The 23,217-nt window shown below is 45.6% G+C and carries 24 protein-coding genes; 6 read left to right on the top strand and 18 right to left on the bottom strand.

The genetic code is table 11. The annotated features are described in order from the left end of the window. The first annotated feature begins 9 nt into the window (after positions 1-9). The 5 genes from Q0394_RS11530 (at position 10) to Q0394_RS11510 (ending at position 4,574) form a co-directional block, all read left to right on the top strand. A complete protein-coding gene (locus Q0394_RS11530) occupies positions 10-783 on the top strand; it encodes a hypothetical protein (protein WP_298947809.1) in 774 nt (257 codons plus the stop codon). 253 nt (positions 784-1,036) lie between these two features. Beyond that, the gene (locus Q0394_RS11525; protein WP_298947807.1) at positions 1,037-1,666 is read left to right on the top strand and encodes a DUF4214 domain-containing protein; all 630 of its coding nucleotides are present in this window, start codon (positions 1,037-1,039) and stop codon (positions 1,664-1,666) included. 150 nt (positions 1,667-1,816) lie between these two features. Beyond that, a complete protein-coding gene (locus tag Q0394_RS11520; protein ID WP_298947805.1) occupies positions 1,817-2,158 on the top strand; it encodes a hypothetical protein in 342 nt (113 codons plus the stop codon). A 172-nt stretch (positions 2,159-2,330) separates the two neighbouring features. After that, a complete protein-coding gene (locus tag Q0394_RS11515; RefSeq protein ID WP_298947803.1) occupies positions 2,331-2,981 on the top strand; it encodes a hypothetical protein in 651 nt (216 codons plus the stop codon). Positions 2,982-3,140: 159 nt separating this feature from the next. Then, entirely contained in the window at positions 3,141-4,574 is a 1,434-nt protein-coding gene (locus Q0394_RS11510; protein WP_298947801.1) for a hypothetical protein, read from the top strand. Positions 4,575-5,007: 433 nt separating this feature from the next. Here the strand turns inward: Q0394_RS11510 and Q0394_RS11505 are convergent, their stop codons facing one another. The 9 genes from Q0394_RS11505 to mltG form a co-directional block, all read right to left on the bottom strand. Beyond that, positions 5,008-5,499, bottom strand: a complete 492-nt coding sequence (locus tag Q0394_RS11505) for a flavodoxin domain-containing protein (RefSeq protein WP_298947799.1) — start codon at positions 5,497-5,499, stop codon at positions 5,008-5,010. Between the two features lie 82 nt (positions 5,500-5,581). Continuing rightward, a complete protein-coding gene (locus Q0394_RS11500; protein WP_298947797.1) occupies positions 5,582-6,142 on the bottom strand; it encodes a 2-oxoacid:acceptor oxidoreductase family protein in 561 nt (186 codons plus the stop codon). Then, positions 6,139-6,984, bottom strand: a complete 846-nt coding sequence (locus Q0394_RS11495; protein ID WP_298947795.1) for a 2-oxoglutarate ferredoxin oxidoreductase subunit beta — start codon at positions 6,982-6,984, stop codon at positions 6,139-6,141. Before Q0394_RS11495 ends, Q0394_RS11500 begins: the two co-directional genes overlap by 4 nt. Further along, on the bottom strand, positions 6,974-8,134 hold the full coding sequence (locus Q0394_RS11490) for a 2-oxoglutarate synthase subunit alpha (RefSeq protein ID WP_298947793.1): 1,161 nt from the start codon (positions 8,132-8,134) through the stop codon (positions 6,974-6,976). Before Q0394_RS11490 ends, Q0394_RS11495 begins: the two co-directional genes overlap by 11 nt. Beyond that, a complete protein-coding gene (locus Q0394_RS11485) occupies positions 8,131-8,442 on the bottom strand; it encodes a 4Fe-4S binding protein (protein ID WP_298947791.1) in 312 nt (103 codons plus the stop codon). Before Q0394_RS11485 ends, Q0394_RS11490 begins: the two co-directional genes overlap by 4 nt. Before the next feature lie 283 nt (positions 8,443-8,725). Then, positions 8,726-9,352, bottom strand: coding sequence for a CHAP domain-containing protein (locus Q0394_RS11480; protein WP_298947790.1), 627 nt, complete (start codon positions 9,350-9,352; stop codon positions 8,726-8,728). Positions 9,353-9,451: 99 nt separating this feature from the next. Beyond that, a complete protein-coding gene (locus tag Q0394_RS11475; protein ID WP_298947788.1) occupies positions 9,452-10,339 on the bottom strand; it encodes a malate dehydrogenase in 888 nt (295 codons plus the stop codon). 12 nt (positions 10,340-10,351) lie between these two features. Next, the gene (locus Q0394_RS11470) at positions 10,352-12,568 is read right to left on the bottom strand and encodes an NADP-dependent isocitrate dehydrogenase (protein WP_298947787.1); all 2,217 of its coding nucleotides are present in this window, start codon (positions 12,566-12,568) and stop codon (positions 10,352-10,354) included. Between the two features lie 65 nt (positions 12,569-12,633). Further along, a complete protein-coding gene (gene mltG, locus Q0394_RS11465) occupies positions 12,634-13,488 on the bottom strand; it encodes an endolytic transglycosylase MltG (protein ID WP_298947880.1) in 855 nt (284 codons plus the stop codon). A gap of 37 nt (positions 13,489-13,525) precedes the next feature. On the opposite strand from mltG, the gene Q0394_RS11460 reads away from it, so the two are divergent. Next, complete coding sequence (locus Q0394_RS11460; protein WP_298947785.1) at positions 13,526-16,075, top strand: AsmA-like C-terminal domain-containing protein; 2,550 nt, start codon at positions 13,526-13,528, stop codon at positions 16,073-16,075. A 606-nt stretch (positions 16,076-16,681) separates the two neighbouring features. Here the strand turns inward: Q0394_RS11460 and Q0394_RS11455 are convergent. From Q0394_RS11455 to hypB, 9 genes are all read right to left on the bottom strand, one after another. Continuing rightward, positions 16,682-17,164 carry a flagellar protein gene (locus Q0394_RS11455; protein ID WP_298947783.1) on the bottom strand — a complete coding sequence of 161 codons (483 nt, stop codon included), beginning with the start codon at positions 17,162-17,164 and terminating at the stop codon, positions 16,682-16,684. A gap of 68 nt (positions 17,165-17,232) precedes the next feature. Continuing rightward, positions 17,233-17,421 (bottom strand): hypothetical protein, encoded by a 189-nt coding sequence (locus Q0394_RS11450; RefSeq protein WP_298947781.1) that lies wholly within the window; start codon positions 17,419-17,421, stop codon positions 17,233-17,235. 244 nt (positions 17,422-17,665) lie between these two features. Further along, the gene (gene hypA, locus Q0394_RS11445) at positions 17,666-18,007 is read right to left on the bottom strand and encodes a hydrogenase maturation nickel metallochaperone HypA (protein ID WP_298947779.1); all 342 of its coding nucleotides are present in this window, start codon (positions 18,005-18,007) and stop codon (positions 17,666-17,668) included. A gap of 145 nt (positions 18,008-18,152) precedes the next feature. Then, positions 18,153-19,202 carry a hydrogenase expression/formation protein HypE gene (hypE, locus tag Q0394_RS11440; RefSeq protein ID WP_298947777.1) on the bottom strand — a complete coding sequence of 350 codons (1,050 nt, stop codon included), beginning with the start codon at positions 19,200-19,202 and terminating at the stop codon, positions 18,153-18,155. A gap of 12 nt (positions 19,203-19,214) precedes the next feature. Continuing rightward, positions 19,215-20,312 carry a hydrogenase formation protein HypD gene (gene hypD / locus Q0394_RS11435; protein ID WP_298947775.1) on the bottom strand — a complete coding sequence of 366 codons (1,098 nt, stop codon included), beginning with the start codon at positions 20,310-20,312 and terminating at the stop codon, positions 19,215-19,217. Then, positions 20,309-21,625, bottom strand: a complete 1,317-nt coding sequence (locus tag Q0394_RS11430) for an HNH endonuclease family protein (protein ID WP_298947773.1) — start codon at positions 21,623-21,625, stop codon at positions 20,309-20,311. The genes hypD and Q0394_RS11430 overlap by 4 nt, the downstream gene beginning before the upstream one ends. Beyond that, positions 21,622-22,038 carry a DUF262 domain-containing protein gene (locus Q0394_RS11425; RefSeq protein ID WP_298947771.1) on the bottom strand — a complete coding sequence of 139 codons (417 nt, stop codon included), beginning with the start codon at positions 22,036-22,038 and terminating at the stop codon, positions 21,622-21,624. Before Q0394_RS11425 ends, Q0394_RS11430 begins: the two co-directional genes overlap by 4 nt. 2 nt (positions 22,039-22,040) lie before the next feature. Further along, a complete protein-coding gene (locus Q0394_RS11420) occupies positions 22,041-22,334 on the bottom strand; it encodes a HypC/HybG/HupF family hydrogenase formation chaperone (protein ID WP_298947769.1) in 294 nt (97 codons plus the stop codon). Then, positions 22,334-23,140, bottom strand: coding sequence for a hydrogenase nickel incorporation protein HypB (hypB, locus tag Q0394_RS11415; protein WP_298947767.1), 807 nt, complete (start codon positions 23,138-23,140; stop codon positions 22,334-22,336). The genes Q0394_RS11420 and hypB overlap by 1 nt, the downstream gene beginning before the upstream one ends. Positions 23,141-23,217 lie beyond the last annotated feature (77 nt).

Raw genomic sequence — 23,217 nt, 5'->3', positions numbered from 1 at the left:
GGAGCCAAAATGGGCTACGACGTAAGCTATCATCCGATCAATGAAAGCGAGATAAGGCAGTGGTATTTTGATGCATTAAAAAGCGCGCGCGAGGGCGACTGGTCGGTCGCACAAAGGCTCACAAAAGAGTACGGTATAGAGGATTTTTACGCGCAAAAATACATCGATACCCTAAAAATCGCGCTTGAAACCAAAGATGACGAGAGCTTTTCGACGAGTCACGGCTACATACTCGCCGCCGTGCAGGGATTTTTTAGAAAATACTTCTACACGCGCGGTACGGCGTTTGGCTTTTTGGCGGAGGAACACGGCGAATTTAAGCAGTATCTAAGCGATATAAGCGGCGTTATACCGCCTGAAATAAAGGCTAAATTTACGGGCGAATTTGACGGAAACTACTCGTCTGGCGCATTTATAAGCGCGACAAATTTGGCCAAATTTTGGCAGGACTACAACGCCGATGAAAATATAAAGCAAAAAGTAGATAACTTTTACGCGCAAAATTTGCCTGCGTTTTTGAGCGCGGTTAAATTTAGCGTAGAAAACGGCTACGGGCTGCTTGAGGCGACAGACGTGATTATACCCAACCCGATTGATTTAAATGATTCCGAGTGCTACTCAAATCTTTTTAATTGCGACCCCGAAGGCGCATTTATCTACGCCGATACGGCGGTGCAGCAGATAAGCGAAGCGATGAAGCTAGACAAAAACAAAAAAGAGAGCGATAAAAACGAGGGCTCAGGCGGATTTTTCGGCGCTATAAAGAAACTTTTTGGGAAGTGAAGCCGCGAGCTTTACTTCCGCGTTCTTTTTCAAAACTCCGCTTTAACACAAATTTCATCTATCTATTTTGATAATTCAAAAACTCAAAATTTATTACTTAATACGCATAAAAATACAAAAGCCACACGCCTAAAGTTCCATATTTTGTAGCTGATATTTCATAAAATATTAAGTTTTATTTTTATACTTATGCTATATAATAATAAAATTTTAAATATTCCACACGTATATTTAAAAAATACAACTTAAAGATGTGAAAATTTCTTTAACCAAGTCACAAATTTCAGGACTTTATGTTACCTTATTTGGCAGATCTAGCGAAGGTGTAGGTAATGAAGCCTGGCTAAAATCGGCAAACGCTAAAAATTTAAATTTATCCAACGTTGCAAATTTGATGTTGGATACGACGGCGTCGAAGGAGTTTTTCGGCAAAAGCCTAGAAAGCAACGAAAATTTCATCAAGCATATTTATGCAACATTGTTAAACAAGGATGAAAATACCGACGTCGGCGGAAAAGCAGGCTGGATAAACATGCTAAATAATACAAATGACAGAGGTCAAGTCGTAAGCGAGATCTTAAAAGCGGCGCTAAACCCAGTCCATGCGCAAAGCTCGGATGCCGGCACCAGAGACGCACATAAAACACTGATAAACAAAATAATCGCATCAAACGTCGTTGCCGATAGCGTGCAAGACGTACCGGACGGCGATATAAAAACGACTTTAAATTCTTTTTTAAAAATAAACGACGCCGTAACGGCTACATCCTCCGCTCAGGATATAAAAAACATCATCATAAACAACAAATCAAATTTGACGCTAGATAACTCAAAACTAGACGAATCGCTAAGTAAAAACGATAAAATATCCGTAATATCGTAAGTAACTGGAAAAAGCGAAAGCGAGATAAAAAGTCAATTTCCAAACTACGATAAAGATTACGTCCTTACTCCGGAGCCAAAACCAGATCCCAAACCGGAGCCAAAACCCGACCCTGATCCCATCATCGAAAAAACCGACGTTAAGACGTTTTTGGAAAAAGCTGCAAGTATTACCGACGAAAACACATCGTTTATCATAGAAGACGAAGCCGGAAATATACAAAATAATATAGATAAAATCGCCTCAAATTTAAAATACGTCCTATCTATCAAATTTAGCGGCAGCTTTACGCTAGACGCCAGCAAGGCTACTACGGCGCTACTAAATAAAATTTCCGAAGGCAAAATTTGGCTACATAACGCAACGAGCGATCATCTAAATTTGATAAAAAATAGTTCGGTAGAGAAATTTTTCATAGACGATAGTAAGGATTTTACGTTAGATATCGCTACCTTTATAGCGCTAAAAGACAAAAAAAGCAAATGGCGATAAATTTGTAATAAAAGATACTTCGGCAAATATCGTTAAGCATTTTGAGCATATAAAATCTCACGTAGACGCTATCAAAACTCTAGATAGCACGGATAATGCAAAGATAAATTTCATAAAAGCAAAATACGACATCATAAAAGACGTAGTATCACAAGACGACAAAGATAACGGAGTGTATGAGGTCAATGAGCAAACCGGCAAAGCAGCCATGAAACCAATCGACGTAAAAGACGGCAAGGCTCACACCTGGGAATACACAAACGACACGACGGGCGTAACGTATAGGATAGAATTTGGCAAAAGAGACGCTCAGCCCGAAAACTCCGATATAAAAGTCGATATGCCTGACGGTAAATTTTATAACGGCGAAAATATAATCAAGGACTACAAAATCAAAGCCTATAAAATTTACGAAAAAGACGGCTACAAAGTAACCGAAGAATACACGCCTAGCGTCTCAAAAACAGGCGACGCCACTAGAGATAAATTTGACGACAAAGGCGTACTGGAAGAAAAAATATTAGAAAGAAGCGACGGACAAAAACTCGCTCTAACCTACGAGGACGGCAAGCTAAGCTATGCTAGCAAAACAGATCCAAAATACGCAAAAACCGACATAAACTTTGAGATCAGCAAAGATAGCGAAAATCTGGACTACAAAGGCAAGTTGTATCTAAACGCAAGCTCACCAGAACACTTAAACCCTCTTGCGCCAAATTTCAACTACAAAGGTAAAGTCACGGTAACAGATAGCGCGCTAGATACGAAATGGACCGCCGATATCGGAAAAGACGAGGTAGTCTACCGAGCATACGACGGATGATTCTCGGATGACGTGACGCTAGTGTCAAAGGCTGCATATACGGTCAATAGTAGCTACTGAGTCGATACTTTCGATATAGCCCAGACCCTACAAGAAAATGCAAATTTGAAAAAAATAAGCATCAACGCCGACACGAACAATCTATCAAACGGCGCAAAAATGGCGGTACTAGACAATGCTCAAGATAAAATCACGCTTCCATCAAATATCACCGAGCTAACAAGAGCGCAAGAGGGCGTAAATCTGCAAAATATCGAGGAAAAACTATCTACGCTCGGAGTCGGTAAGGCGCAGTACTTCTTGCAAAACGTAGGAGAAGATAAATTTAATGCCTATATGGCGCTAAATACCGACGGCGTAGAGGGCTATCAAAAGGATAGTGATACCTTGATAGAGGTAAAAGATGTCGAATCCAGAAGCTACTTTACAGAGATAAAAGAAGGCGCAACTTCGATTTATAAGAAATTAACGCCTGATTTTACCGTTCCTAATCCGTCTAGCTTCGAAAATGCCGCAGCTAAAGACGTAATAGACGGAAAATCTAAAATCTGGGAATATGAAGATACGGTGGCTAACAAGACATACCAAATAGTCTTTGAAAGGGCGCAAGACGAAAATAGCGGGTTTAAATTTGCACAAGGAGTATTTTTTGATAAAAACGAAAAGGTGCTAAATACGACCGGTTGGCAAACTAGAGCAAAGGTCTACGAGATAGACAAATCTACTCCAAACGTCGAGATCGTAAAAGCCCTAAGCAATAATGAAGGCGGAAGAGTCATCCAAACCGTCACAAAAACCTACGACGATTCTAATAAGCTAATAAAGCAGGTATTGCAAGACACTTCGTACAGTCAAAACGACAAAACCGTAGACGTAGCCTACGAAAACGAACAGATAAAATCGGCTACAATAACAAGCGCAGAATATGCCAATAAAACGGTAAAATTTGACGTTAGCTCAGATAACGACGCTTCGATGCTAACGACAAAATCGCCACTTACGATGGATTTATCTAAGCCCTGGGATCTAAGCCCGTTAAGCGAGGTAACAAAAGGACTTAAAGGTACTGCGACTATAACCGACAAAGCGCTAGATAAAAAAGCCGTAGCCCAGATCGGAGATACGCAAACGACGTTTAAAATCTATGAAAATATAAACTCGGATAAAATAACTCTCATCTCAAAAGCCCAGGGAAATAACGGATCGTTTTTGAGCAAAGAGGAATTTGATCTCAAAGAAACTATCGCCCAAAATCCGGATCAAAAAGGGATATCGATAGAATCGGGCACGGGTATGATGAAAATATCCAAGAAAGAAAAAATCAAACTGCCTGAAAATATCAATAAAATTTCAAAAGCGGCAGACGGCACGGATTCGTCAAATTTGACGGAAAAGCTAGCAAATTTGAAAAACGGCGAAGGCGCTTATTTCTCAGAAAACGTAGGAGCGGATAAATTTAATGTATATCTGGCGCTAAATACAGACGGCGTGGAAGGCTATCAAGAAGGCAGCGACACTCTAGTCAAAATCTCCGGCGTAGCTTACGGTGCAGGATTTAGCGACGTAGACGGCGGGTACACAACGTTAAGCTAAACTTAAAACTAAAAGGGGCTAAATTTGGCCCAGTTTTTATTACTCTTTAAATTTATAAGCTTTTAATTTTGAATTAACCGTTATAAATGCGAAAAATATACCGAGCTTTTACCGCCTAAATTTAGCTGGATTTTAGGATGCGGCAACACGGTTAAAGGTTAAATTTACTTGCTTACATAAAATCTAAATTTAAAAATATCGAGCAAATTTAACGCATACGAGTTTTTTGTTTTTTTTGCAAAATAGCCCGTTTGCACCGTTTGAGCTTATTTGGGATTTTACCGTACCAGGCGTTATTTTGCCGTTACTGCAAGTTAAATTTATACGCAAACTGAAATCAGACAAAAAAGAGGGGGAGTGCAAACTATGCCGCCGTTGCTGCATCAAGTATAAAAAATCCGCCTTGTCCGTTTTAGGCAAGGCGGCAAGAAAATCAGAATAAATTTAAGATAGTAGGCTTATTTTCCTCGACCCATTTGTCGATGCGTTTTGCGTAGTTTTCATCGCCCTTGACGTCTAGAGCTAGGCCTGCGAATTTACCGTTAATGAAAAACGCAGAGTGGTTAAATTTATATCCGTCCACGTCGCTAGCGCCAAAGATTTGCGCATCTTTTAGATACGGCAGGAAATCCACCGCGCCGCTAAAAAGAGTTTGCGGATGGTTGGCTTGATTACCCACGGCTACGATGGCGGCTTTTTTGCCTTTGCTTCCCGCTTTTAAAAGCGGCAGTTTCTCCGCCCAATCAAACTGCAACTCGCCGTCGCCGTAGCTAGGTGCCGCCACGATGATAACGTCAAATTTAGCAAAATCCTCCGCCCCAGCGCTCTTTACATCAACTAGCTGTGCTCCTATTTTGCCCGCTAGATACTCGCACGCGCTCTTTGTGTGCCCCTTTGTCGTCGTGTAAAAAATCCCAATGCTCATTGTGTTCTCCTTAAAATTAGATAAATTAATGTCTGAATTATAACGAAATGATACTTAATTTATCTTATTTCAAATCACGCTTTTATTTGCCGTTTTCTATGCAAATTTTAGCGTATTTGAGCCCCAGCTCGTAGGCTTTTTCGTTCTCGGCGTAGACTTTTTTAGGCACTTTTGAGAGCATTACGCGTTTAACTAGCTCGGTATCCAGACAGCCGCTCATCTGCACGGCGACTGCGAGCGCGACGACGCTTTGGGTTATTACGTTGCCCACTTCGTCTTTAGCGATGGAGATAATGGGTATTTCGTAGATCTTCCACCGTTTTTTATCCTCGTCGCTAGCGTGTACCAAATTTGGCTCCACGACGATGATGCCGCCCTCTCTCACGCCGTCTTTAAACTGCTCGAAGCTAACCTGCGCGGTAGCGAGCATGAACTCGATCTCGCCCTCGTTTGCGTACGGGTAAAATATCTCGCGCTCGCTCAAAATAATATCGACCTTCGTCGGCCCGCCGCGTACCTGCGAGGTGTAGGTCGAGGCCTTGACGCCGTATCCGCCCTCCTCGATCTTGGCCGCGGCTAAAATTTCGCCGGCCAGTATCACGCCCTGTCCGCCCACTCCGACAAATCTTAACTGCCTTTTCATTTTAGCGCTCCAAAATCGATTTTTTCGCCGTCTCTAGCGGCTTTTATCACCATGTCGTAGGCCTTGGTGTACTCCATGCGCGACTCATCTTTATGCAGTACTCCGAGAGGAAATTTACCCTCTCGCTCATCCTCGCTCATCGCGTCAAATTTAGCCTTGCTTACCGTGCGACCGTCTATCCACTCTAGCATCTGCGTAGCTTGGCTCATTTTGTTTTTGCGGCCCAGGTTTATGTGACAGTTTGAAAATACGTCAAAAAAGCTATACCCGTCGTGCTCGAAGCCCTCGGCAAATATCTTTTCCAGCTTCGCCGGCTCTATCACGCTGCTGCGCGCTACAAAGGTCGCTCCTGCTGCGGTCGCGAGCTTGCACGCGTCGAAATTCGGATCGACATTGCCGTACTGCGCCGTCACCGTCCAAAAACCCGTCGGCGTGGTCGGACTGGTTTGGGAGTTCGTTAGCCCGTATATGAAGTTATTTATCAAAACGTGGTTTAAATTTATATTTCTGCGGCATCCGTGGATCGTGTGATTGCCCCCTATTGCGAGTCCGTCGCCGTCGCCGGTTACCACGATGACGTGTTTGTCCGGGTTTGCTAGCTTGATACCCGTAGCATAGGCGATCGCGCGCCCGTGCGTGGTGTGGACGGTGTTGCAGTTGATATATGAGCTAAAGCGCCCCGAGCAGCCGATGCCCGAAACCACGCATACGTCGTTCATATCCCAGCCAAGCTTGTCGATCGCGCGGATTAGCGCCTTTAGTATCACACCGTCGCCGCAGCCCCAGCACCACAGAGTCGGCATTTTGTCCGTGCGTAGGTAGTTGTCGTAGTTAAATGCCATCGAATTCTCCTATTTTTTGCGCGATTTCTTGCGGGCTGATCGGACGACCGTTGGCTTTTAGCAGCGTTTTAAAGTCATCTCTTAGCGTGACTTTGATTATCTCTCCCGTATACTGGCCCAAATTTAACTCGCAGATCAAAATTTTGCTAAATTTAGCCGAGATTTCTCGTAGTTTCGCACTTGGCGTCGGAAATAGTGTGATAGGTTTAAAAAGCCCTACTTTTATGCTTTTTTCGCGTAAATTTAGCACCGCTTCCTTTGCTGCGCGAGCCACGGAGCCAAATGCTATAATGCAAATATCCGCGTCCTCAAGCATAAACTCCTCCCAAAGCTCAAGCTCGTGCGCGTGCGCATTTATTTTGTTAAAAAGGCGCTTGATGTTGTAGTCCACGACAGCGCCGTCTTCAGTTGGAAAGCCCGTCTCGCCGTGATGTAGGCCCGTAATGTGATAGCGGTAACCGCCGAAAAATTTATTTAGCGTAGCCGGTTCGTCGGGAGCTGCTTTGTATGGGCGGTAGTCCGCAGGGTCACCCTCAAACTGCCTGCGCGAGTAGATCTCTAGCTCGCCGATCTGCGGCAGCACGGCCTTTGCATGCATGTGTCCGATCGTCTCATCCAGCAACAAAAACACGGGCGTCATGAACCGCTCGGCGAGATTAAACGCGCGAACGGTCTGCGTATAGCACTCCTCTAGGCTTGAGGGCGCGATAACGATGCTGTTTACGTCGCCGTGAGTCGGGTTTTTCGCCTGCAGTAGATCGCCCTGCGCCACGCGGGTAGGCAAACCCGTACTAGGCCCGCCGCGCATGACGTTTACGATCACCAGCGGCACCTCCGCGATAAAGCCGAGCCCGATCTGCTCGGCCTTTAGCGAGATACCGGGACCCGAGCTTGCAGTCATCGCCTTTGCCCCGCTCATCGAGGCTCCAAGCGCCACCGAGATGCCCGCGATCTCGTCCTCCATCTGGATAAATTTACCGCCGTGCTTTGGCAGCAGCACACTTAACTCGTGCGCGATCTCGCTGCTTGGCGTGATCGGATAACCGCCGAAAAAGTTGCACCCGCACTCCACCGCCGCAAGCGCGACCAGCTCATTACCGCTAGCGATGATTTCTCTTTTGCCGCCGTTATTATTTAAAAACTCGCTCATTGCTCCGCCTCTAATTTTTCAAATTTATTCTCTTTTACGGCGGTAGCGCGCTCTTTACTTTCGGCGGTTAGTTTGGCGAATTTAAACCCCTTCTCCGCTACGTAAATCGCAAAATCGGGGCAGTGCAGCTCGCACTCGCGGCACCCGATACAGGCCTCCGGATGCACCACTTCGATCGTTTTACCTAGGACAGCGCGCGGCTCTACGGTCATCGCCAGCACGCCCGCAGGACAGCGGCTCACGCAGATATCGCACGCTTTGCAGCGCGAGATATCGACCCAGACGGGGACGCCGTTTCGTATCAGCATATTTTTCCTTATCAAATTTAACTAGTAACGATAATTTTATAGCATTTAAGTTAAATTTGGTATTTAAAGCGTGCGGTAGAGTAAAATTTGAAGATTTTTTGCATAAAAGCGAGCAAATTTGAAACGTCAGCGCGGATGTTTTGTGATTTTTGGGGATATTGCTGTAAATTTGGCATAGAGTAATTTTAGAAGTCAAATTTATCGCCGCTGATCCGTAAATTTGATGACGAATTTATACGGATACGGCGGTAAATTTGAAGCGATAAGCAAAAATCGGTTAAACTTAGTTTCTCCTTACGCTGGCTTTGCCAAATCCCGCAAATCTATTTGACGCAAGACACGACGTATTGTTATTTTTGCAAGATACGACATAGGAGTTTAGCTCTTTGTTGCCTTTTTTACGCGTGTTTTTATTTTTTAGATTCATAAAATCCACCGCATTTTTGCCTCTCGAGTTATGCGTAAAGCCAACCGTGCCATCTTTTTCTACGCTACTTACTATGCCTACATGAGTGACGATTTTTGCTTTTTTGTTATTTTTCGTGCTTCTAGTCGTGTTGTTGAAAAATACTAAATCTCCAACCTTCGGATCGTCAAAGGCGATCAGATTTTTACTCTCGTAAAGCTTAAACATAGCCTCGCTTTTTAGACCGTGCTTGGTGTAAAATTTATCAAGCTCTTTTTCGTCAAAAAAGTCTCGATTAAATTTTTTATTTATAAGCGTCACAAAGCCCGAGCAGTCGCCGCCGTCTCTTTTACCTATATATCCTTGCAGGAGATTTAGCAGGGCCGTTTCTTTTGCGTCGAGTCGGTCGCCGGTTTTACCATGAAATGTCTTGCTTCCCCAATTTTGGATTTTATCCTTTTCTAGCGAAGTAGTAGCTTGGGTTTTACTTTGCTTCGTTAACATCGTATTTTTGGGAGTGCCTGACGAAACGTTAGCGCACCCCGACATAAAAGCCGCTAAAAACAGGGCGTAAATTTTAATTTTATAATTTACAAGCATCGGCTACGCGATTACCCCGCTTTCTTTTAGAAATTTGATATTTGCAGCCGTTTGCGATTCGCCTTTTTCAAGCGCTGCTTTTTCCTCCGCGCTTGGTTGCTTGATCTCGCGCACGCCGCCATTGCCTAGCTTAACGAGTCTGCCGCCTGCGCACTCGCCCTCTATCACGCAGCAGCTTAGCCACTGCTCGCTGCCGGTTTTTATCGCCTCGCACATTTTAGCCGCAGCCGCGCCCGGAGCGTAGTATGCCGACGTGCCAAGTAGCTTAACTATCTTTGCGCCGCCAGTTTTTGCCTCCTGCGCTACCGCGTCAAATTCGCCGCCCAGATCCACGCTCACGTTACTTTGTAGCGCCACCATATCGTCGTTATGAGAGCCTATGATATGCGCGCTAAATGCGCTGTTTTTTAGTCCAGTTTTTTGAGATATCTCGTATTTTAGGCGCGCAGAGTCTAGTTCGCCAGCCATACCTAGTATCCTACTTTTATCAAAACCGCTCGTTTTATAGACTAGATACGTGAGCGCGTCAAGCGGATTTGTTACGTTTATGATGACGCTATTTGGGGCAAATTTGGCGATTTTTTCCACCGTACCTTTTACGATGCCTGCGTTTTTTAGCAGCAGATCTTCTCTAGTCTGCCCCTCTTTTCTAGGGCTTCCGGCGGTCACGACCACGATGTCACTATCCTTAACTAGCTCAAAATCATCCCCGCCGGCAACGCTAACATCCAGACCGAAAACCGCCGCGCTCTGAGATAGGTCGATCGCCTTTGCGCGCGCCACGTCGCCAAAAATATCGACTAGCGCAATATCGTCTGCGATGCCTCTTAGCAAAATAGCGCTAGCCGCACTCGCGCCTACGTTTCCGGCTCCGATAACTGAAATTTTCATTTTTTTCCTTTTTTATAAAATTTGATTTTGTAAAATTTGATTAAACGTCGCGCTCGGCTTCATCGCCGCGCTCGCCTTTTTATCATCCGGCTTATAGTATCCGCTGATATCGACCTTTTGTCCTTGCGCCGCGTTTATTTCGGCCACGATCGCGCTCTCGTTTTGCGCGAGATTTTGGGCGGCGAGTTTAAATTTATCGCCCAGCTGCGTACCGCTAGCGGCAAGCTCGATCGCCCAGTAAAGCGCGATATAAAAATGGCTCGTGCGCGTATCTAGCTGCCCCACTTCAAACCGCGGAACTTTGTTTTCTTTTAGATAGCGCTCTACGGCCGCGTTTAGCGTATCTGCTAAAATTTGCGCCTCAGGGCTTTGCTTAAAGCCGGCTAACTGCTCAAGACTAGCGCCCAGAGCCAAAAACTCGCCCAAACTATCCCAGCTTAGGTGATTTTGCTCCAGCAGCTGTTCGGCGAGTCTTGGCGCGCTGCCTCCGGCTCCCGTTTCAAAGATACTTCCGCCCTCTAGTAGCGGCACGATAGAGAGCATCTTGGCGCTGGTTTCAAGCTCCAAGATCGGAAAAAGATCGGTCAGATAGTCGCGCAAGACGTTGCCCGTGACGCTGATGCAGTCCTCGCCGCGCCTCATGATCTCAAGCGATTTTTTACAAGCAGTCGCAGGAGACAATATCTCTATATCAAGCCCGCTCATATCCATGCTAGCTAGCTGCGCTCTTACCTTTTTTAGGATTTCTCGGTCGTGAGCCCTGTTTTTGTCCAGCCAAAATATCGCCTTTTGTCCCGTGATTTTCGCGCGTTTTAGCGCTAGCTCGACCCAGTTTCGCACGGCGACGTCTTTAACCTGCGTCATCCTAAATATATCGCCCTTTTCTAGCTCAAATTTAAATAAAATTTCGTCTTTGGTGTTTAGCACGCGCGCCTCGCCCGCTTCGCTCATTACAAAGGTTTTATCGTGACTGCCGTACTCCTCGGCCTTTTTAGCCATTAGACCTACGTTTGAGACGCTGCCGATTTTAGCGGGATCTAGCGCGCCGTTTGCCTTGATATCCGCAATCGCGGCTTCGTAAACCACAGCGTAGGTTTTATCCGGTATCACGGCTTTAGTTTCCCTGGCTATGCCCTCTTTATCCCACATTTTGCCGCCGTTTTTTATCATCGCCGGCATCGAGGCGTCGATGATAACGTCGCTAGGAACGTGTAAATTTGTAACGCCTGCGGCCGAGTTTACCATCGCTAAATTCGGCCTCTTTGCGTAAATTTCATCAAATTTGGCTTTGATTTTTTCCTGCGTAGCTTGAGGCAAATTTAAAATCCTGGCAAAAAGGTCTTTTAGCCCGTTGTTTTCGCTGACGTTTACGCTTTTTAGCTCGTCTGCGAACTCATCAAAAACTTCCGCGAAAAAAATCTTCACAAAATGCCCGAAAATCACTGGATCGCTCACTTTCATCATCGAAGCTTTTAGATGCACGCTAAAGAGCAAATTTTTTGCCTTCGCGTCCGCGATTTGCTCTTTTATAAAGGCGTCTAGCTTACTTGCGCTCATAAAGCTAGCGTCGATTATGTCGCCTTTTTCTACCGTTAAATTTTCTTTTAGCACGCGTTTTTTGCCGCTTTTTGAGATAAACTCCACGCGTAAATTTTCATCCGTTTCAAAGCTAACCGAGCGCTCGGATGAGTAAAAATCTCCGCCCTTCATATAGGCGACTTCGGTCTTGCTATCTTTTTCAAAAGGGATGATTTTGTACGGATTTTCGCGGGCGTAGCGTTTTACCGCACCGACGCATCTGCGGTCCGAGTTGCCCTCGCGCAGCACGGGATTTACCGCGCTTCCTAGCACTTTGGCGTATCTAGCGGCCGCATCTTTTTCCTCCGGCGTTTTTGGCTCGGACAGGCATGGCGGCAGATCGTAGCCTTTGGCGCAAAGCTCGGTGATAGCGGCGTTTAGCTGAGGCAAGCTTGCCGAGATATTTGGCAGCTTGATGATATTTGCGCGCTTTTCTTGCGTCAAATTTCGCAGCATCTCCAGATCATCGCTTACGCGTTGATCAGGCGGCAGCTTGTCGCTAAAAGCGGCGATGATCCGCGCAGCCAGCCCTATGTCGGCCTGGGCTATCTCTATGCCGCCCGCTCGCAAAAACGCCTGCAGGATCGGAAACAGCGAGTAGCTAGCAAGTAGCGGTGATTCGTCGGTTCTAGTATAGACGATGTCGCTCATCTTTTTCTCCTAATTAAATTTCGCAAAATATTATCCAAATTTATATTAAAACGCCTTTTGGCGCGCTATTTTTGGGAGTTTATCGCGCCTACATGCTCATCGTATGTTACGCTAAATTTATGCTTGCCCGTCTTTTTATCGCGCACGAAGTACAAAAACTCGCTCTGCGCGGGCCTTATCGCCGCCCTTATCGCAGCTAGTCCCACGGTGCAGACGGGACTTGGCGGCAGGCCTTCGTTTAGATAGGTGTTAAATTTACTCTTGTCGCTTCGTATGCGCTCGGCCGTGACCGTCTCGTGCGAGTAGAGTCCGTAGTTTAGGGTGCCGTCCATCTGCAGCTTCATGCCCTTTTTTAGGCGGTTTTGGATGACGGAGGCCACAAGTGGCATCTCATCCTCGTTCGCGGCTTCTTTTTGTACAACCGAGGCTGTTACAAGATACTCGCTCCAGCGCTTTTCGTCGTAGCTTCCCAGTAGCTCGGTAGCCGTTTTTTCGTGGGATTTTTTAGATAAATTTACGAGGTGCGCGGCTAGCTGCTCTTCGTTTACGCCAAGGGGCACTTTATAGGTTTCTGGCACCAAAAAGCCGTCTTCTAGCGGGGCAAATTTGGCGTAAAATTCGTTCAGCTTGGCCTCGCTCAAATTTAGCTTTTTTGCGACCTCTTGCAAAAACACGGCCGTCGTTTCGCCCGGAATCAGCGTTATTTGCGTTAGAGCCGCCTTTGCGGTAGTGAGCTTATATAAAAAATCAAGCTTGCTAAGCTTTGCCGCGCCCAGGTCTATCCAGCCTGCTTGCACGTGCCCCATAGCGCGCAAGATCACGGCGTCGAATTTATTGGCGTCCGTATTTTTTTCGCTTAGATATGATATAATCCCAAGCGTACTGCCCTGAGGCACGAAAATGACCTCGCTCACGCTCACCGGGCGGCTAAGATAAACAAGAAAGCTCAGAAAAAATATGAAAATCATCTCGCTGATAATGAAGAAAATTTGGCGCATTTTGATCCCCGCGGTTTTGATATTCGTCATTTTTATAGCCGTCCTAAAACACGGAGTCGAGATAGAAAATATCGACGCGGGCGACTTTAAAATAGAGCAATTATATATAAAACTCGATAAAAAAATAATTTTACGCGCGAAAAATATAGAGATACCTAAACAAAGCGCCAAGGATAGCTCCGAGGAAACGCTACTTGACCTCTCCAAAAACATCGTCTGGATCGACAGGCTGTTTGAAGAAATCTTACTCGAGCGCATCAAATTTTTAAACAGCGAGTCCACGCTATTTTACAGAGACGACGTTTTTTATCTAGATAGCCCGTTTTTGGCGGTTAGCTCAAATTTCAAAGACACCGAAGATGGCATAACCGCAAACGTTTATCTACTCGAGTTTAAGGACTTTAACATCACTTTAAGCGGCGTTAGCAATGCCGATTTGAGGCGTCAAATTTACGATTTTAACGGCACTTTTTCTAGCCACGAGCTAAACGGAAACGCTACCGTAAATCTCAAAAAAGCCGAGCTAACATACGAGCTAAGCGACATAAACGCGACTAGCCTACGGGGCTTTATGGACGAGCTGGGCGCAAAAACTGGGCTAGATAAAGAGATAAAAAGCTGGATCTACGGCTACATCACGGCGGATAACTACTTCGTAAAATCGCTTCGGGGTAGATTTGACCTAAACAAGCAAGAACCATATCTAAACGAGCTTAGCGCGCAGGGATTTTCTAAAAACGTAAAGGTTAAATTTCACGAAAAGTTGCCCGCTGCAACCGCCGAGGGAGTCGACGTCGAGCTAAAGAAAGGCTCGCTGTTTTTCACGCTAAAAAACCCAAAATGGCAGGGCAAAAATCTAAACGCAAGCAGCCTTGAAATCTATAAAATTTTCGAGGAAAAAGGCGCCGGGCTCACGCTAAATCTGCAAACCTCGGCTCTCTACGACAAAAGCGTAAACTCCATACTAAAAGCCTACGATATCGAGGTTCCCGTCGAGCAGCTAAGCGGCAAAACGGACGCCAAACTCGCGCTTGATATCAAATTTGACCCGCTAGAGGTGACGCCTAAGGGCAAATTTAAGATCGCCGGCGGGCAGACTCTGATCGCGGGTGCTAAATTTAACGTCGAAACCGCAGACGTCGAGCTTTTAAACGACAAGCTAAAGGTAAACGCGAAAAACACGGGGATGGATTTTTTTAGCGCGGATGCGGCAGTAAATCTCGATCTAGGCAAACTCGCAGGCGACATAAACGGCACGCTAAAGGGGCTAAATTTAGCCTTTGGCAAGAGCGAAATTTTAAAGCTGGGCGCGATGCCGTTTGCGGCTAGGCTTGATTTTAGCGGAAAGGATACGAAGCTAGATATCGCTTCGCCCGCTACCGTGGGTTTAAAATTCGGCGCGCAAAACGAGATAAATTTGCCTGACGCAAAGAGCCTACTGCCCTACTCGCCTCTGCTAAAAAGCCTAAAAATATTTGAAGGCGGCGTAAATATCAAAACCAAGGATTTTGAAAATCTTAGCATCGAGGCTAACGGCGTTAAATTTGAAACGCCACTACTTAAAAAAGACGGCTCGCCGTATGACGCCGATAGCTTTACCATCGACGTAAATGCAAAAGGCGCGACGGGCAAGAGCAAAAGCGGCGGGCTAAATTTCAAAATCTCGGGAGGCAAGACGGAGCTTTTTATAAACGAGCTTGATCTGGCGCTTGGCGGCGGAGAAAATTTGAGCGAAAAAGACGGCGACATCGAGTTTGAAGCCAAGGGCTCAAATCTTATTTTAAACGATTTTAACGCGACCCTAAATCTGCTAGCCTACAGCGGCCAGAGTGCCGGCGGGGCAGTGAGATTTGACGCCAAGCCCGCTCACGGCAACCTTTCGCTCATAAAGTCAAATAAAAAATTCGAAATATCCGCAAACGACATCAGAGGCGAGTTTATCAACTCGATTTTTAACATCAAAAGCTTTGAGGGCGGCAGCTTTAAACTGCGGGTTTTAGGCAAAAGTACCGATGATTTTAAAGGCGAAGCAAGGCTAATCGGCGCCACGTTAAAAGACTACACGTTTTATAATCAGCTTCTGACGTTTTTAAACTCCGTGCCGTCCTTACTCGTGTTTAAGACGCCGGACTTTGGCGCCGACGGCTATCCGGTAAAATTTGGCAAAATTTTGTTTGAAAAAAAGGGCGATACGCTAAAGTTTCTAGCCATCGAGCTAGAGAGCTCAAGTGCCGATATCGGCGGTCACGGCACGATAAATCTCGCAACCAAAGAGATCGACGTGGATCTGGAGCTAAAGCTGCTAAAGGACGCCAGCTCCATCATCGACAAAATCCCGCTCATAAATCAGATCGTGCTGGGAAAAGATCGCACGCTGTCAACCGTCATCAAGGTGCGCGGAACGCTGCAAAAGCCACAGTACTCGACGCAAATCCTGCAAGATGCGCTTCTCTCGCCGTTTAAAATAATCAGAAACGTACTTGAAGCGCCGTTTTTGATATTTGAGTAAAATTGACGAGCTTTCAAGCGTCTACGCCGCTAGTTTGCGGGTAAATTAAGCCAAATTTGAAACCCCGCGCCGCTCGACTGCGCAAGGTGTTCGCTGGCTCCTGGCAAATTTAATCAAATTTGCGCTCTTTGCTATTTTTGAACGGCAAGCATGAGCGCTGTACTTAAATGCGGCCAAAAACTGAGTCAAAAATAAAGCCCAAAATCGCAGCGTCAATGACCGCGTAGCAAAAATTTCGCCCTTAACATAGACTAGGCTTGCCACGGATTTTCGTAAATTTGTAATCTTTATAGGCCGCGAAAACCGTGAACCAAACACCAAACATCGCTGCGATATTTGGTGCCGCAAAGCCAAAATCACCTCCAAGTCAAATTTGATAAAAACGGCGCCAAAGCTAGCAAGATAAACCAGGCGTAGATCTAGTACGCAGACGTGCCAAACGCGCTCAGGGTAAAAATGCCCCCTAGAAATTAGCGCGCCAACCGTAGATTTTTGTATGTTTTTTACAAATTTACGGCTAGCTTTAACGCTCGGCGCTATCTTGCCTAGATTGCGGTTTATCGTTAAATTTTATCAAAATAGCTCGGGCGTTTTGCGGCGTCAAATTTAGCTTTTGATCTCATCGTCAAAAAGCTCGCGAACGTCCACCCAAAAGCTTGCGGGCATAAAAATCGGCGAGTCCAAAATCTCCAGCAAACCGTCCCTAAAAGACAAAAACTCCGCAACTCTTTGGAGCCCGCCAACGGTTTTTATGCTCATGTCCGCTAGCCGCAGCACCTTTACAAGCTGCATTTTATCAGCCGTCCACTCGGCAAACGCCAAAAACCGCGAATCGTCCGAAAACGTAAAACACGCCGTAGCCTGCTCGCTAAGTAAAATTTGCTCAATCTCGCCGCTTTGGCTAAATTTTACGTTTTCGCTCTCGATTTCTTCGCACTTCAAATTTAAACCCTGCGCCTCCGCGCTCGCGTAAAGCCGTAGCTCGCCCAAACTCGGCGCGCCCATGGCTATCTCATGACCTTCAAATTTCGCGCCAAATTTACCGTCTGCGCTGCACTCTTTCGCGCTGTAATTCCAAGCAGAAGCCATTTATTTCCTTTCAAATTTATTTAGTTCAAATTTATCCGCGCATTTTGCCTACGCCGCCGGATAAAATCTCACAGTTCAAAATCAAAGCAGTAAAACTTATCGGCCTCGCTCCAAAGCTCCTCTAGCGAGCGTCCGTCTATCTGCGGCGCGGTGTAGAGTTCTTGCAATGTGGCAAAATACCGTTCGCCGCTCGCGTTTGCACCCGCTTCGTCCGCGCACCTTTGAAACGAGCAGCGATCCGCATAGGCGATGATCATATATTATGCACCGCGCAGATGAAAGCTAAGCTCTGGCTCGCCGCCCTAGGCTACGCATTTTAGCAGCATTTGCTCTACGGTTTTAAATGAAAATTTGGGCATCTAGCTTCCTTTTAAATTTATCTAGGCGCGTTTTAGAGGGATAAATAAATAGGGTTTCATCAAATTTGCCGCATTTTTGGAAGTAAATTTAAAAAATCGCTCAAATTTAAGCAGCGAATTTGAGCTAAAATTTGCGGCAAAATCACCGCATCTCAAGGCGCATGAGGTGCATATCCTCGCCGCCCGTGACCTCGAGCTCCTGCGAGCCGCAAGCCGGACAGGTGAAGTCGTTTTCGCTAAGCTCGCCGATAAAACCGCAGCTTTTACACTCCACGGCGACGTTTTGCAAGGTGATTGCAAGCTCGGCATTTTCGCAGATCGTGCCGGTTTTATAGACTTCAAACGCGCTTTCTAGATAGTGAGGCTCGACGCCGCTTAGCCGCCCGATACGCACCTCAAGGTGCACAACCTCTTTCGCGCTGTTTGCGGCGGCGTTTTTCTCGCAGAGCGCGACTAGGCTTTGCACTATGCTTAGTTCGTGCATCAGATTTCCTTGATTGCGGGCGTAGCGGATTTTATTTGCGCGGACGCGCTTAAGACGTAAATTTGATAAAATTTGCGAGCCGATTCTGGCGCCGTGCAAACCCCAAAAGCTAATGCGCTTAAATTTGACATATCCATCGCCACTCCTAGCATATTCGCGGTAGCAGCTCGCCCTTCGGCGCTTCTAAAAAGCGCTTCGAGCCGTATGCGTTTTGCAAGATGACGCGACCGTTTGCAGCGCCTAAAATCTCGCCGATCGAAGCTGCGTTAGCGTCAAATTTGCGCAAAATCTCAAGCGCGCGCGCCTCGTCTTTTTCATCTACGGCTAGCACGAAGGTACCCTCGTTGGCAAGCTCATAAGGCTCAAAGCCAAACAGCTCGCAAACGCCCGTCACTTCGTCGCTGACCTTGATATCCTCCTCGCGAACGAGGATGTCTAGGCCGCTAAATTTCGCCCATTCGTTTAGCACCGCCGAGAGTCCGCCGCGCGTCGCGTCGCGCATACAAAGAGGCTTCACGCCGCCAGTAATCAGCGCCTTTACCGCGCCCGCTAGCGCCTTGCAGTCGCTTTTTAGCTCGCTTTGTAGATCAAGCTCCTCGCGACTAGCCAGTACCACCGCGCCGTGTCTGCCCACGTCGCCAGAGATCAGGATTTTAGCGCCCGCGCGCAGGCTTTTTAGCTCCACGCCCTCGCAGACGATCTCGCCGATACCGCTCGTGTTGATAAAAATTTTATCGCATTTGCCGTGCGGTACGACCTTCGTATCGCCGCAGACGATCCGCACGCCGTTTTCGCGAGCGACGGCGGCTAGCGAGCCCAGCACGCGCTCTAGCTCGGCAAGCTCAAGCCCCTCCTCGACTATTAGCGCGCAGCTTAGGTATTTTGCCTCGGCGCCGACCATGGCTAGGTCGTTTATCGTGCCGCACGCCGCGATCTTGCCGATATCCCCGCCGTTAAAAAATATCGGCGTAACCACGAAGCTATCGGTGCTAAAGGCTAGTTTGCCGTTAAATCTAGGCGTCAAATTTACCGAGTCGCCAGCATTTTCGTCTGCGCGAAAATAGCCGAAATTTAATATCGCGCTGTCATTGCTCTCGCGCAAAATTTCATTATCAAATATCCTAAAAATCGTTTCGTTTATGAGCGAGTTCATCTCCTCGCCGCCGCCGCCGTGGCTTAGCATTATCTTGCTCAAATTTGCCTCCTTTTAGCCCGCGCTTTTGACGTCGCCGTATTTGTAGTATGCCGCGCATGCGCCCTCGCTAGAGACCATGCACGAGCCAACCGGGGTTTTTGGCGTGCAGGCTTTAGCGAAAATTTTGCAGTCAAAAGGTTTTGCTCGCCCGCGTAAAATTTCGGGGCAGATACAGGCTTTACTCTCGCCTTTGCTTTGCACGCTGCAGTCAAATTTGACCCTCGCGTCAAGCTCGGCGTACTCGGGGCGCAGCTTCATACCGCTTTGCGAGATAACGCCAAGACCGCGCCACGAGAAGTCGCACGGCTCAAAAAACTCCTCTATGAGCGCTTTTGCTTTTTGATTGCCATCGCGCGTGACGACTCTTGCGTATTCGTTATAGACCTCGTGCGTGCCCGCGTTTTGCTGGCGGACGAGGTTTAGGATGCCGTCCATCAGATCAAGCGGCTCAAATCCGCTAACCGCGATAGGTTTTTTATACTCCGCAGCGATGCTCTCGTAGATGCCATATCCCGTGATCACGCTCACGTGGCTAGGGCCCAAAAATGCGTCGATCTTGACGTCTTCGTCGTTTAGGATCGCTCGCACGGGTGCGGGGACCGTAACGTGATTTATATGGAAAAATAGATTTTTTATCCCGAGCTCCAGCGTTTTTTGGACCAAATTTGCGCTCATAGGCGTCGTCGTCTCAAACCCGATCGCAAAAAATATCACGCTCTTTTCGGGATTTTCGCGCGCGATTTTGATACAGTCTAGCGGGCTATATAGCGCTCTGATGTCACAACCTTCGCCGCGCAGCTTTTGCAGGCTGGTCGAGGAGCCTGGGACTCTGAGCATATCGGCTAGAGTGCAGAGGATCACGCCTGGCATCTGGGCTAGCTTGATAGCCTCGTCGATGCGGCTCCTTGGCATCACGCAGACGGGACAGCCCGGGCCGTGGACGAAATTTATATGTTCGCCAACTAGCTGCGGCAGGCCAAATTTCATGATCGAGTGCGTGTGTCCGCCGCAAATTTCCATGATATTTAGCGGCTTTACGCTCTCTTTTTTGATGAGTTTGGAAAGCGCTAAAATAAGCTCTTTATCGCGAAAATCATTGATTAGATTCATTGTTTTTCTTTTAAGAAGATATTCACATCCCAAATTTTATAAAAATCATCGGCTAGCTCTTTACTTCTTCTCTCTATTGTTGCCTTGTTCCACTGTTCAATATCAAGCAATTCTTTATTAATAGTCAAATCTGCATATTTTTTAATGTAATGTTTGGATTTATCGTCTCCATTCAACTTGTATGCCCAAGTAGCATTTTGTAAAGCAGTATTAAATTTTCCTTTTAAAAGCGTCATATTGCCTATTTTATATATAAATTTATCAGCTTCTTCTTCACTTTCAAAAATATTGTTCCAATTTTCCTGCCATTTCTGAGGCGCCAAGTGTTCAAGGGTATAAACGTAATATAAACCAGTCTTGTCTTTATAGTCTTTTGTTTCACGCTGTCTATAGAGTTCTATCCAAAATAAAATAACTTTTGCATCGTTATTTTCTATATTATTCAGCCATTCTTCTATTTGACTACGTTCAAAGAATTTTACATAATATTTTTTAATTTGATCCCTAATATATATATAAGTATTTTTTAAATCATTTTGTAAATTACTAATTATATCCGCCACAAATTTATTGTAATTTTTGGTTTCAGACACACATAAAATAGTCATCTCAAGCAAATAAAACGCCTTTTTATATTCATCTTCTTCTAAATTTTGTTTTAAGAATAGAACGAGCGGCAAAAAAGAATTAATACCAAAACAATAACCTAAGTGAAAAAATCTATTTTCATATTCATCAAAATCAAACAAAATATCTTGTGTAATTTGTGGAAGTTTTTGATAAGCTTGAGCATACATAGCCAACAATACAAGAAAATCTTTTAATTCCTCTCTACTCTTATTTTGAATATATATTTTAAAAACAGAACTTAAATCCGATAGCGAATGTTTATCGGTATCAAAAATACCTATTATTAAAGCAAAAGCATGAAGAAAAATTTCACTCTGTGAACGCTTGATTCTTCCTGTCGTTATCTGTGAATCCCAAAACTGCAAGCACTTATCGTCATGCTCAAAAATATTACGCCAATATTTATCGTATAAATCCAAGGCATATTCTTCATCTGAGATTTTAATTATCCTATCAAAAAGAGCATTTTTTATTATATCAGTTGCATTTAAAGGCATTCCAGTGGAGTTAATTGAGTCAAATATCTTTTGCTCATCTTCTGTAGACTCCAAATTTACCTTTACAAAAAGCTTTGATTTATCAGTTATAAATTTCAAAAAATCAAACACGTCATCTATTTCTTTAATTCTAATCTTAAAATACTCTAAACAGTCCAACAAACCTTCTTTAAGGTTTTTTTTCATTTTTTTTGACCGCTAGAATAAGCTCCTTGTATTATTTGAGTATAAATTTTACGATCAACTTTGCAATGTTTTATTTTTGGATCATTATCAGTGTAGTCTTCTATAAGCAGAGGATCAAAATGCTTCTTTTGCTCATCTTTTAGCTCATCGTATGCTGCTTTTATAAGGATAGAAAATGTTGTTATTCTTTGTTGCCCGTCTATTATGTTTGCAAAATTTCTATTTCCACTATTTCTTTTTAAAATTACAGAACCCAAAAAATGTTCTTTCCTACTTAATGCACTGGCTTTTAAATCATCAAATAATTGCTCCCATTGCTCCTTTTTCCAAACATACTTTCTTTGAAAAAACGGTACTTCTAAAAAATTTTCGTCAGAAACAATCCTTTTAAAACTACTTGCAATAGCTTCCACTTTTATTCCTTATTATTTTGATATAGCTTGTTTAGCCCGGCGTCGCCTTCGTCCGCGCTGATTTGTCCGCTTTGCATATCTTTGGCGATTTGGCGGTAGATTTCGATACTCTCTAGCGCAAATTTCGTATCGATTTTTTCCATCGCGTAGCCGACGTGGATGAGCACGTATTCGCCCACGGCTACGGGCTCGGCGATGAGATCGAGGCTCACGCGGCGACTCACGCCTAGCGTCTCGACGGTAGCGACGTTATCTTCGTCGATCGCGACCACTTTTGACGGGATTGAGAGGCACATTATCTAAGCTCTTTTTTAAATTTTAAGAAATTTAGCCACTTCTCCATGCCTTCGCCCGTTTTTGCGTCTAGTTCGATGACGTCGACTTTCGGATTTAGCTTGCGAGCCTCTTTGACGACTTTTTTCACGTCAAATTCAAAATGCGGCAATAGCGAAGTTTTGGTTATCACGATGAGATCGGCGGCGCGAAACATGACCGGGTATTTAGCCACTTTATCGTCGCCTTCAGGTACTGAGAGCAGCACGACGTTAAAGTGCGAGCCAACGTTGTAGCTAGCGGGGCAAACGAGGTTGCCGACGTTTTCAACAAAAACTATATCAAGGCCCTCTAGCGGCAGATGATGAAGCCCCTCGTGCACCATAAAGGCATCGAGATGACATGCCTGCCCGGTCGTGATCTGATGGGCTTTGCCGCCTGCTTTTATTATGCGGTCGGCGTCTTGGTTGGTTTCTAGATCGCCCTCTACGACGCCGATTTTAAATTTACCGCTTTTTATCGTGGCTTCAAGAAGCGTGGTTTTTCCGCTGCCGGGGCTGCTCATGAGATTTACGCATAAAATCCCGTGCTCGTCCAAATGAGCGCGATTGTGCGCGGCCTCTTCGTCATTTTGGGATAAAATTTTCGTTATCACTTCGACGGTTTTACTGTCGTTTAGCGCAGGGTGCGCGTGGCCGTGACTATGCTCGTGAGCCGCGCCGTGTCCGTGCTCGGCGCCGTGATCGTGAGCGTGCGAGTGAGTCGTGCCGTCTGCATGAGTGTGGGCGTGATCGTGCCCACCCAGCGAGCATCCGCAATCTTTACACATTTTGTTTCTCCTTAGCGATTTTTGGGGTTATTATACTCTTAGATGTTAAAAAATTGCTTTAGTTTCATACCTTGCAG

Source organism: uncultured Campylobacter sp., from assembly GCF_938039205.1.
GTDB lineage: Bacteria > Campylobacterota > Campylobacteria > Campylobacterales > Campylobacteraceae > Campylobacter_A.
This window is presented reverse-complemented; position numbering and strand designations above follow the sequence as displayed.

Excerpts from the sequence above, each read along its gene's own strand:
- Q0394_RS11510 (WP_298947801.1), top strand. The coding sequence starts at position 3,141 with ATGGCGGTACTAGACAATGCTCAAGATAAAATCACGCTTCCATCAAAT.
- hypD (WP_298947775.1), bottom strand. The coding sequence starts at position 20,312 with ATGAATCTAATCAATGATTTTCGCGATAAAGAGCTTATTTTAGCGCTT.
- Q0394_RS11490 (WP_298947793.1), bottom strand. The coding sequence starts at position 8,134 with ATGAGCGAGTTTTTAAATAATAACGGCGGCAAAAGAGAAATCATCGCT.
- Q0394_RS11450 (WP_298947781.1), bottom strand. The coding sequence starts at position 17,421 with ATGATCATCGCCTATGCGGATCGCTGCTCGTTTCAAAGGTGCGCGGAC.
- hypB (WP_298947767.1), bottom strand. The coding sequence starts at position 23,140 with ATGTGTAAAGATTGCGGATGCTCGCTGGGTGGGCACGATCACGCCCAC.
- Q0394_RS11430 (WP_298947773.1), bottom strand. The coding sequence starts at position 21,625 with ATGAAAAAAAACCTTAAAGAAGGTTTGTTGGACTGTTTAGAGTATTTT.
- Q0394_RS11500 (WP_298947797.1), bottom strand. The coding sequence starts at position 6,142 with ATGAAAAGGCAGTTAAGATTTGTCGGAGTGGGCGGACAGGGCGTGATA.
- Q0394_RS11480 (WP_298947790.1), bottom strand. The coding sequence starts at position 9,352 with ATGTTAACGAAGCAAAGTAAAACCCAAGCTACTACTTCGCTAGAAAAG.
- Q0394_RS11495 (WP_298947795.1), bottom strand. The coding sequence starts at position 6,984 with ATGGCATTTAACTACGACAACTACCTACGCACGGACAAAATGCCGACT.
- Q0394_RS11420 (WP_298947769.1), bottom strand. The coding sequence starts at position 22,334 with ATGTGCCTCTCAATCCCGTCAAAAGTGGTCGCGATCGACGAAGATAAC.
- Q0394_RS11530 (WP_298947809.1), top strand. The coding sequence starts at position 10 with ATGGGCTACGACGTAAGCTATCATCCGATCAATGAAAGCGAGATAAGG.
- Q0394_RS11475 (WP_298947788.1), bottom strand. The coding sequence starts at position 10,339 with ATGAAAATTTCAGTTATCGGAGCCGGAAACGTAGGCGCGAGTGCGGCT.
- Q0394_RS11460 (WP_298947785.1), top strand. The coding sequence starts at position 13,526 with ATGAAAATCATCTCGCTGATAATGAAGAAAATTTGGCGCATTTTGATC.
- Q0394_RS11470 (WP_298947787.1), bottom strand. The coding sequence starts at position 12,568 with ATGAGCGACATCGTCTATACTAGAACCGACGAATCACCGCTACTTGCT.
- Q0394_RS11455 (WP_298947783.1), bottom strand. The coding sequence starts at position 17,164 with ATGGCTTCTGCTTGGAATTACAGCGCGAAAGAGTGCAGCGCAGACGGT.
- Q0394_RS11485 (WP_298947791.1), bottom strand. The coding sequence starts at position 8,442 with ATGCTGATACGAAACGGCGTCCCCGTCTGGGTCGATATCTCGCGCTGC.
- Q0394_RS11505 (WP_298947799.1), bottom strand. The coding sequence starts at position 5,499 with ATGAGCATTGGGATTTTTTACACGACGACAAAGGGGCACACAAAGAGC.
- hypA (WP_298947779.1), bottom strand. The coding sequence starts at position 18,007 with ATGCACGAACTAAGCATAGTGCAAAGCCTAGTCGCGCTCTGCGAGAAA.